This is a genomic window from Protofrankia sp. Cj3 (genome assembly GCF_917627355.1).
In the GTDB taxonomy this organism is placed as follows: Bacteria; Actinomycetota; Actinomycetes; order Frankiales; family Frankiaceae; genus Protofrankia.
Map to the genome: position 1 here is coordinate 1 of NZ_CAKJTR010000196.1, position 8513 is coordinate 8513.

Annotated in this window: 8 protein-coding genes; 5 read left to right on the top strand and 3 right to left on the bottom strand. The window is 65.7% G+C overall.

Annotated features, from left to right (window positions below):
• From MJ783_RS19745 to MJ783_RS19755, 3 genes are all read left to right on the top strand, one after another.
• Positions 1 to 671, top strand: a 671-nt coding sequence (locus MJ783_RS19745) for a GMC oxidoreductase (protein WP_239312496.1), incomplete at its 5' end; no start/stop codon positions are given.
• A 359-nt stretch (positions 672 to 1030) separates the two neighbouring features.
• On the top strand, positions 1031 to 1555 hold the full coding sequence (locus MJ783_RS19750) for a peptidylprolyl isomerase (protein WP_239312497.1): 525 nt from the start codon (positions 1031 to 1033) through the stop codon (positions 1553 to 1555).
• A gap of 316 nt (positions 1556 to 1871) precedes the next feature.
• Complete coding sequence (locus MJ783_RS19755) at positions 1872 to 2612, top strand: rhomboid family intramembrane serine protease (RefSeq protein ID WP_239312499.1); 741 nt, start codon at positions 1872 to 1874, stop codon at positions 2610 to 2612.
• Positions 2613 to 2654: 42 nt separating this feature from the next.
• Here the strand turns inward: MJ783_RS19755 and MJ783_RS19760 are convergent, their stop codons facing one another.
• Together MJ783_RS19760 and MJ783_RS19765 are read right to left on the bottom strand one after the other, a co-directional pair.
• Positions 2655 to 3152 (bottom strand): PH domain-containing protein, encoded by a 498-nt coding sequence (locus MJ783_RS19760; protein WP_239312501.1) that lies wholly within the window; start codon positions 3150 to 3152, stop codon positions 2655 to 2657.
• A 297-nt stretch (positions 3153 to 3449) separates the two neighbouring features.
• Positions 3450 to 3776, bottom strand: coding sequence for a cell division protein CrgA (locus tag MJ783_RS19765; protein WP_370651723.1), 327 nt, complete (start codon positions 3774 to 3776; stop codon positions 3450 to 3452).
• A 383-nt stretch (positions 3777 to 4159) separates the two neighbouring features.
• Here MJ783_RS19765 and MJ783_RS19770 point away from each other — a divergent pair, with 383 nt between their 5' ends.
• Positions 4160 to 5923 carry an AMP-binding protein gene (locus MJ783_RS19770; protein ID WP_239312506.1) on the top strand — a complete coding sequence of 588 codons (1764 nt, stop codon included), beginning with the start codon at positions 4160 to 4162 and terminating at the stop codon, positions 5921 to 5923.
• 261 nt (positions 5924 to 6184) lie between these two features.
• Positions 6185 to 6832: an aminodeoxychorismate/anthranilate synthase component II gene (locus MJ783_RS19775; protein WP_239312509.1), complete on the top strand. Its 648-nt coding sequence runs from the start codon at positions 6185 to 6187 to the stop codon at positions 6830 to 6832.
• A 19-nt stretch (positions 6833 to 6851) separates the two neighbouring features.
• Here the strand turns inward: MJ783_RS19775 and MJ783_RS23445 are convergent.
• Positions 6852 to 8513, bottom strand: a 1662-nt coding sequence (locus tag MJ783_RS23445) for a PASTA domain-containing protein (protein ID WP_305039529.1), incomplete at its 5' end; no start/stop codon positions are given.

Sequence of the window (8513 nt, forward strand, 5' to 3'; positions counted from 1 at the left end):
CGCTCATGACTGATGGCGATCATGGTTTGCCCCGCTGGCTGGTGTTTGTGGGTGCAGCGCTGCGGCATCCATTGCCGCTGCTGTTCTCACCGCTGCCGTGGCGATGGTCGGAACGCACCATGATTTCGCTGGTCATGCAGTCGCGGGATAATTCGCTCACCCTTGTCCGGCGGCGGGGCCTGTTCGGGCGTTGCAGGCTCACCAGCACGCGGGGCCACGGTCAGCCAAATCCAACCTGGATTCCGGCTGGCAATGACGCGACTCGGCGAATCGCGAAGCATGTCGATGGCTTTCCGGGTGGCACGCTCCCGGAGGTTCTTGATATTCCTATGACAGCGCACATCCTCGGTGGTGCCCCGATCGGGGACTCCCCGGCCAACGGGGTTATCGACCCCTACCACCGGATCTTCGGATATGACGGCCTGCATGTGGTCGACGGTGCGGCGGTCGCGGCCAATCTCGGCGTCAACCCGTCGCTGACGATCACGGCGTTGGCCGAACGAGCGATCTCATTGTGGCCGAACAAGGGTGAGCCGGACCAGCGTCCACCAGCCGGATCACGTTATAAGCGGATTCCACCGGTTCGTCCACTGTATCCGGTTGTGCCTGAACATGCGCCGGCTGCTTACACTGTCGGCCTTTCAAAGGGTCCTGAACGTCGTCGGGATTGATACTGAGCCTGCTGCTGGTGCGGCCGTACGCAGCGTTGGGCCTCCGCTACCGGCCGCCGTGGCCAGGCCGGTGAGCGGGTCTGCTCGGACGCGATCGGAACCGGCCTCGACGGCACGGGAATCGCCTGGTGCAGCGTGGGGCGGCCGGCGTGTCGGCGTCGTGTCGCCCGCATGCCGGCCGCGTGTTGCCCTCATGTCGGCCTCACCGTTCGGACGGAGCCGCCATCGCGCCGTGTTGGCCCGTGCTCCGACGCATACGATCGGCGGAGCATCGAGGACACGGCGGTCGTTGGACCCGCGACGCGATACTCGCCGCTACCGGCGATCAGCCACCACCGACACGACGGAAGAGAAGACTCATGGCTGAGGAGCTGTACGCCACACTGAGGACGACTCAGGGTGACGTTGAGATTCTGCTGTTCGAAAACCAGGCGCCGAAGACGGTCGCGAATTTCGTCGGTCTCGCCACCGGCACGCGGGAGTGGACCGACCCGCGGACGGGCGAGAAGCGAACGACTCCCTTGTACGACGGGACGATTTTTCATCGGGTGATCCCGGATTTCATGATCCAGGGTGGTGACCCGTTGGGCAGCGGCCGTGGCGGCCCGGGTTACAAGTTTGCCGACGAGTTCCACCCGGAGCTGCGCTTCTCCCGGCCGTACCTGCTCGCGATGGCGAACTCGGGTCCGGGCACCAACGGTTCCCAGTTTTTCATCACCGTGGCGGCGACGACCTGGTTGGACCGCAAGCACACGATTTTCGGTGAGGTCACGCGCGGCACCGAGATCGTGGACGCGATCAGCAAAGCGCCGACGGGTGCCCAGGACCGTCCCACCACCGATGTGGTGGTGCAGCAGGTCGTCATCGAACGCCGTACGGTCTAAGGCGGCTCGGGTTTAGGTCGGGGCCGACATGACGAAATCACCTTGGTCAGAGCCGGACGGCGCTGCCGCCGCTTCGGATGGCGGAGCTGTCGGTCCCGGCCAGCCAGCTGGACAACAATCGTCGGGACCCGATGGCTGGCGTCCCGTGGTCGGGCCGCCAGCTCCGCCTGGCGGCTGGACGCCGCCCGCCCAGCCCGCGGGCGGTCCGCCGGGAGGCGGGAGCGGACCCGCGCTCGTCCCGCGCTGCTATCGGCACCCAGACCGCGAAACCTACGTGTCCTGCCAGCGGTGCGACCGCCCGATTTGCCCGGACTGCATGCGTCCCGCAGCCGTCGGGTTCCACTGCCCGGACGAAGCCGGCAGGCAGGACCGCCGTTCCGGTGGCTTCTCCCGGCGGCCGGGCAGCCAGCTCGGTGGGCAGCTGGTGGGACGTCCCGGGCTGGTCACCCAGATGCTCATCGGGATGTGTGTGATCGCGTACATCCTACAGGGGCTGCCGGGACTCGGCGGCGGTACCGACAACGCCTTCACCCGAGACTTCGAGCTCAGCGGTCTGGCAATAGCGATCCACGGTGAATACTACCGGTTGCTGACCGCGGCGTTTCTGCATGCGGGTATCTTGCACATCCTGCTCAATATGTATGCGCTCTACCTGCTCGGATACCAGCTGGAGCAGATTCTCGGCCGGGTGCGCTACCTTGCGCTGTTCGTGGTGTGTGCCGTCGGCGGGAACACGTTCAGTTATTTGGTCAACGGCTGGAGCACCTTCTCGGTCGGCGCATCCACCGCGGTGTTCGGCTTCTTCGCGGCGTACTACGTGATCGCCAGACGGCTGCGGGCGGATACGTCGGCGATCCTCGTTGTCGTTGGCATCAATTTGATCATCAGTTTCACCATCAGCGGGATCGACAAATGGGGTCATATCGGCGGTCTTGTGACTGGTCTGTCTGTCGGCGTGGTGTATGCCTATGTGCCGCCACGCCAGACCTGGTTGCAGGCGGTCGCCGTGGGCGGCATTCTCGCCGCGTTGCTGGCAGCCGCGGTCCTGAGCACGTGATGGCGGTTGGCCGGTGGCGTTGTGCCACCCCGGTCGTGGATGTCAGCCGTGGCGGCGACGGATCTCCTCCACCACCGCGGCGATCCGCTCGGGTGCGGTGCCAAGCTGGCGACGGCTGAGCAGCACGGGGCCATCGATTGTCTCGACGATGAGAACGTGGATGTGCACGCCACGACGGTTGTGTGTCAGGGTGCTGGCCTGTACCCGTAGCACAGCGGCCCAGGGCAGCCGCCGCCGGTGGATCCCATCCACCAGGTCGATGCCGCCGTCGTCCACCCGCAGCGCGGGCCGGGCGACGGCGTCCCGCACAGCGAGCACGAGCAGGCCGGCACCGCTGAGCCCGATCAGGAGACGGCCTGGGTTGTCCAGCGAACTCAACCGGGACGCGAGCGAGCCGGTGGCCGCGATCGCGAGCACGATCATCCCGGCCGCCGCATAGAGGATCACCCGCCGCCACGACGGCGACCAAGCGCGTGCGTCGGCGGCCCTGGCGTCGACTCCGTGGGCACCGAGTTCGTCATCCCGCATGTCACCTAGCACGGTACATCGCGCTCACCGGCCGTCCGTCCGGGCCGGGCGCAGGATCCCGTTCGGCCTGCTCGGCGTGAGCACGGCTCCGTTGCCCGGCGGCCACATAGAGGAGATGATCATCCAGCCGGCGGTCGAGTGGTCGTCATACGTCGCATACTCTTTACGGTTGCCCCGCGGATACCCATCGTGATAATTGAGGGGTGCCCACGCGGGGAGCGGGTTCCCGCCATGGGATATCCACATTGTGGACAACCGTTGGGGACGAATGACAGCCGTGGAACTCCCTGGAAGAACTAACGGTGCGCATTACCTCCACTGCGTTGCCACGCCAAGGCCAATTACGACAAAACCGAACCCAATCAGGATGTTCCAGGCGCCCAGGCTGTCCATTCCCGGGACGCCACCGTTGGAAAAGTAGTAAATCAGCAGCCAGATGATCCCGATCGCAAAGAGTGCTATGATCGTTGCGCCTACCCACGGCGGAGACGGTGGCTTGCGCTTGCGGACCTGGGGGGCCTGGGGTGGCGAGGTAGTCGACTTCTTCTTGCGACGTCGGGAAACGGGCACTTCGGGGCTCCTTGAGGACCGTGACGAGCTTCGTGGGCTGGCCGCCATCCTCCCCGCCGCGGGCATTGGCCGGGATACCGCGGACCAGCTGTCCCACAGGGTAGACAGGCCCGTCGCCAGGCCTCGCCGAACGTGCCATTCCGAACGTGTCCACCCAGATCCGCCGGGGCTGGCTGCTTGGTTCGGCCCGGTTGGTTGCGGTTGCGGCGCGCGGCCTCCGTAGCTCCCATAGCGAGGAGGGCCCAGGGTCCCGCCCGTGTGGTCGGCGCATTATACCGGCCCGCCGGGGATGTTTCTTGTTCGTTTTCTTGCCAGAATGATGCCCAACCGCAAACTGACGAGTGGCCGGAGAGTACGCGATGATGATTTTTCGTGTACTGGGAGGCCCTGGGGAGCCTAGGAGCGTACCCGCGATGCCAGGTGGATCGACGACCGAGCGGGAGAGTACCGTGACCAAAGCCACTACCTATGCTGACAAGCCGTGGCAATCATCCTACGTCGATGGTGTCCCCAAGGACGTTGAGATCCCTGATATCACGCTGAGCCAGTTGTTCGAGAACATTGTGGCCAGATTTCCGAAAAGTCCAGCGATTTCTTTCTTTGGTACCACGCTGACCTATGGCGCGCTCTCCCAGCAGGTCGGCGCATTTGCCGAGGGTCTTGCGAAGCTGGGCGTCCGGGTTGGCGATCGCGTCGCGTTGGTCCTGCCGAACTGCCCGCAACATGTAATCGCTTTTCAGGCGGTGCTGCGGCTCGGCGCGATTGTGGCCGAGGCGAATCCCCTCTACACCGAGACCGAGCTGACCCATCAGCTCGCCGACTGCGGAGCGGAGTACGTGATCTGTCTCGACCGTACTTACCCGGCGGTGGCGGCGGCTCGCCGATCTGGCCGGACGAAAGTTCGGGAGGTCATTGCCACCTCGATTCCGGATTTTCTGCCCAAAAAGGACCAGCTGTTGCTCCGGCTGCCGATCGCCAAGGCGCGCAGAAAACGCGCCGAAGTTGTGACGGAGCTGCCCGCGGATGCCCGTGCGCACGCCTTCCTCGACGTGCTGAGGACCGGCCGGGCCACGCCGGTGAGCACATCGGTCCAGGCCGCGGCGTCCGATGTCGCCGTCCTGCTGTACACCACTGGAACGACCGGTACGGCCAAAGGCGCGATGCTGACCCATCGTAATCTTGTCGCGAACGGTGAACAGGGCCGGGCGTGGATCGTCGGAGCCCGTCCGGGGCACGAGGTGCTCATTGCGGTGCTGCCGATGTTCCATGCCTACGGGATGACGCTGTGCATGATTCAGGGAATGGTGCTCGGGGCGCATGTCGTGCTGTTGCCAAAGTTTGATGTGACCATGGTATTTGACGCCATTGCCAAACATCGTCCGACGCTTTTCCCGGGGGTCCCACCCATTTATCAGGCGCTGTTGGACAGCCCGCGGGCGAGGAACGCCGACCTCACCTCGCTCCGGGGCTGCCTGTCCGGCGCGATGAAACTTTCCGCCGATCTGCAACAGCGTTGGGAATCGGCGACCGGTATGCCGCTCGTCGAGGGATACGGCATGACCGAGACCGCACCGTTGACCCACGCCTGCCCGTTGGGAGGCGCGACCCGCCCAGGATGGATCGGCCTGCCCGTCCCGTCCACCGAAGCGAAGATTGTTGACAGTGAGGACTGCACCAAGGAGATGCCGGTGGGTGAATCCGGTGAATTGATGGTGCGGGGCCCGCAGGTGTTCGCCGGCTATTGGGAGAACCCGGCGGCCACCAAGGCCACGCTGACCGCGGACGGCTGGATCCTCACCGGTGACATCGCGCGGATGGATTCCGGCGGCTGGTTCGAGATCGTTGATCGGAAAAAGGAGATCATTATTGCGGGTGGCTTCAACATCTACCCGACTGAGATCGAGGAGGTCCTGTTGGGGCTCCCCGAGGTCGCCGAGGTCGCCGTGATCGGTGTCCCGGACGCTTACCGCGGTGAGACGGTCAAGGCCTTCCTGGTGCTGCGGCCTGGCGCCTCCCTGACCGTCGACGAGGTGCGGGCGTATGCGGCTAAGCAGCTGTCTGCGTACAAAGTCCCAAAAATCATCGAATTCCGGACGAAGCCGTTGCCGAAGGTCGGAGTCGGCAAGGTCCTGCGCCGGGCGCTGCGGGATGAGGAAAAAGCCGGGGCTGGGGAGGGGCAGGGCGGATCTGGGCGGGACGCCGCCGAGGGCTGACCGGGCCCTGCCTCCGGCCGGGCGTCCGAGCCGGTTCGTGTCCGTCTGTGCCGGGGCGTGGGCCGTTTCCCGCGTGAGCTCTTTCCGGTGCTGGGCACAACCGGCGGTGTCCCTCTGTGCTTGTAACGGCAGGTCATCGCTCTGGCCAGATGATGTCAGTTCTGCTGAGATCAGGTGAGGTCGGCCGAGCTGACAGCAGGTCGGCCGACGCCGTTGCGTTCCACTGGGGCATCCGGCCGGTGCCAGGCAGAGGAGAGGTCAATGCGGATCCTGGTGATCGACAACTACGACTCATTCGTGTTCAACCTGGTGCAGTACCTGGGGCAACTCGGCGTGGACAGCATCGTTCGCCGTAACGACGAGGTCGACGTTGGCGATCTTGTCGCGTACGGTGTTGCCGGGGTGCTGCTCTCACCCGGGCCGGGCACGCCGGAGGCGGCCGGGGTGAGCGTCCCGATGGTGCGCGCGTGCGCCGTGGCCGCAGTGCCCATGCTTGGGGTGTGCCTTGGCCATCAGGCGCTCGGGGTGGCGTTCGGGGCGACGGTCGGCCGGGCGCCCGAGCTGCTGCATGGAAAGACCTCGGTGGTCCATCACACCAGCGCGGGCGTGCTGGCGGACCTGCCGTCGCCGTTCATCGCCACGCGGTATCACTCGCTCGCGGTGGATGCCGCGACACTGCCGGACGAGATCAAGGTGACTGCGCGCACCGAGAGCGGTGTTGTCATGGCAATGCGCCATCGGTCTCTGCCGCTGGAAGGAGTCCAGTTCCACCCCGAGTCCGTGCTGACGCAGGGCGGTCACCTGCTGCTGGCCCGCTGGCTGTCGGTCTGTGGTGACGACACAGCGCTGTCGGTAGCGCCCCAGCTGTCGGCCGAGGTCGAAACCCTGCGACAGAGCGCCTTTGCCTGACTGAACGTCCGGCCCGGGGCTACTGCTGCGGGAATCCGTTGCCGAATCGTGGCGTGTGTGAGTTCGTTGGGGATGCGCTGGTCGGTGATTGTGATGGCGTCGGGCTTGGGGAGGGCGAGGCCGTCTTGGTCGGCGTCGGGGTGGCCGTCTGGGTTGGGATCGTGGTGTCGGTCTGCTGCGACACATACAGCGTCACGGTCGAGCCGCGGCTGACGGAACTGTTCCTGGACGGTGTCTGGGCGACTACGGTGCCGGTCGGCTGACTGCTCGCGGTGGACTGCTGGCTCACCTTGAAGCCGTACCCCTCCAAGGTGGCCTTTGCCGCGTCGAGAGGCTGGTTCGTCACATCGGGGACGGTGATCTGCTGGCTGACCACGTAGATGGTGACCGTGTCGCCAGAGGCCACCGATGTTCCGACATCCGGGTCGGCGGACTGGACGGTGCCCGGCTTCTGCGTGGTCGCGTCGGTGAACGTGGCGACCTTGGGCGTGAGCCCGGCCGCCTTCAACTGGGTGATCGCATCGTTCTGGGTGAGACCCACCACCGGCGGGACGACAAGCTGTCCGGCTCCGGCCGACACGCTGAGGGTGACCACAGCGGTCTTGGCCGCTTTGGTACCTGATGGCGGGTCAACCGCGGTGACCTGGTCCTTGGGGGCGTCGCTCTGGACGGTGTTCGAGCGGATGTTGGTGAAGCCGGCGTTCTGGAGGTTGTTCGTGGCCACCGTCTTGGACTGTCCGACGATGTTTGCCGGGATACTCGCGGTGTTTGTGCTGCTGCCGGTGGACGAGCCGCCCCCGAGGAACCTGGTCGCCATCAACGTGACGACAACGAACACCACCACGACCGACAGCCCGGCCAGGATGTACTTCCAGGCCGCCGAACGCCGCTCGGGCTCCGGCGGGGTTCCGGCGCCGATCGGGCCGCCGTCGAGCGGACCGGTGCCATCGTCGCCCGTCCGATCGAGGTAATCGGAGCCGGCTCGGTTGTAACCGCTGGTCTGGCCGTAGGGATCACCGTAAGCGTCCCCGTAGTAGGCATCGTGATCACGCGAGATCACCTGCGTCCCCGTTGACGGCCCGGGTGGGTTCAGCCGGGTGGCAAGCTGGTCACCCATGAGCGGTGGCGCGTATATCCGCCGGCCGGTAAGAGCGCGTTCCAGGTCGTCACGCATTTCTCCGGCCGTGCCGTAGCGGCGGTCGGGATCCTTTTCCATCGCCTTGAACACGATCGCGTCGGCTTCGGGCGTGATGTCGCGGTCATGCGTGGACGGTGGCTGCGGATTCTCCCGTACGTGCTGATAGGCGACAGCGACCGGGGAGTCGCCGCGGAACGGCGGAAGCCCGGTCAGTAGTTCGTAGAGCAGCACTCCGGTCGAGTAGACGTCGCTGCGGGCGTCCACCCGCACCCCGCGCGCCTGTTCCGGTGACAGGTACTGGGCGGTGCCGATCACTGCGGCGGTCTGCGTCATGTGCGATGTGGTGGCGGTGGTCGCCCGAGCGATGCCGAAGTCCATCACCTTGACCGAGCCGTCCAGGCAGAGCATCACGTTCGCGGGCTTGATGTCCCGGTGGATGATCCCCATCCGGTGGCTGTAGTCGAGCGCGGCGCACACGTCGGAGGTGATTTCCATGGCCCGGCGCTCGGTGAAGCGGCCTTCGCGCTGGAGCACGTCACGCAG

What these genes read in the sequence shown, in the direction of transcription:
- MJ783_RS19750 (WP_239312497.1), top strand. Translation starts at nt 1,031, where the DNA reads ATGGCTGAGGAGCTGTACGCCACACTGAGGACGACTCAGGGTGACGTT.
- MJ783_RS19755 (WP_239312499.1), top strand. Translation starts at nt 1,872, where the DNA reads ATGCGTCCCGCAGCCGTCGGGTTCCACTGCCCGGACGAAGCCGGCAGG.
- MJ783_RS19765 (WP_370651723.1), bottom strand. Translation starts at nt 3,776, where the DNA reads ATGCCCGCGGCGGGGAGGATGGCGGCCAGCCCACGAAGCTCGTCACGG.
- MJ783_RS19775 (WP_239312509.1), top strand. Translation starts at nt 6,185, where the DNA reads ATGCGGATCCTGGTGATCGACAACTACGACTCATTCGTGTTCAACCTG.